The organism is Streptomyces bobili, assembly GCF_002154575.1.
Classification (GTDB): domain Bacteria; phylum Actinomycetota; class Actinomycetes; order Streptomycetales; family Streptomycetaceae; genus Streptomyces; species Streptomyces bobili.
Genome location: NZ_MUBA01000667.1, coordinates 1 through 663, shown reverse-complemented (window position 1 = coordinate 663; position 663 = coordinate 1). Strand labels below are relative to the sequence as shown.

At 69.1% G+C, this 663-nt stretch carries 2 protein-coding genes; both read left to right on the top strand.

Going from position 1 to position 663, the window contains the following annotated elements:
• A partial coding sequence (locus tag BZL64_RS35875) for an SGNH/GDSL hydrolase family protein (RefSeq protein ID WP_244205726.1) occupies positions 1 to 368 on the top strand: 368 nt, incomplete at its 5' end.
• Positions 369 to 383: 15 nt separating this feature from the next.
• The coding region (locus BZL64_RS35870; RefSeq protein WP_483025117.1) for an aldose epimerase family protein at positions 384 to 663 on the top strand (280 nt) is incomplete at its 3' end.

Sequence of the window (663 nt, the reverse complement as noted above, 5' to 3'; positions counted from 1 at the left end):
CGGCGCAGGTGTACGTGGCGAGCGTGCCGAACCTGAAGCGGCTGTGGTCGCAGGGGCGGACGAACGTGCTGGGCAAGCAGGTGTGGAAGCTGGGGATCTGTCCGTCGATGCTGGGCGACGCGGACGCGCTGGACTCGGCGGCGAATCTGCGCCGGGAGACGGTGCAGAAGCGGGTGGAGGACTACAACACCGTGTTGAAGGAGGTCTGCGCGAAGGACCTGCGGTGCCGGTTCGACGGCGGCGCGGTGTACGAGTTCCGCTTCGGGACCGACCAGTTGAGCCACTGGGACTGGTTCCATCCGAGCAAGGACGGCCAGGCCAGGCTGGCAGAGATCGCGTACCACAAGGTCACCGCCCGTGCCGCGTGACTTAGGGTTTCACCCATGAGCGAACACTTCGGAACACTTTCCGACGGCACCCCGGTCCACCGCTGGACCCTGGAGCGGGCGGGCGTCCGGGTACGGGTCCTGTCNNTGATCGGGCGGTACGCGAACCGGATCGGCGGGGCCCGCTTCCCGCTGGACGAGGTGACGTACGCTCTCGCGCCGAACAACGGGCCGAACTCGCTGCACGGCGGCGAGCGCGGTTTCGACAAGCGGGTGTGGGAGGTGCGGCCGGTCGAGCACGGGCTGCGGCTGAGCCGGGTCAGCCCGCACGGCGAGG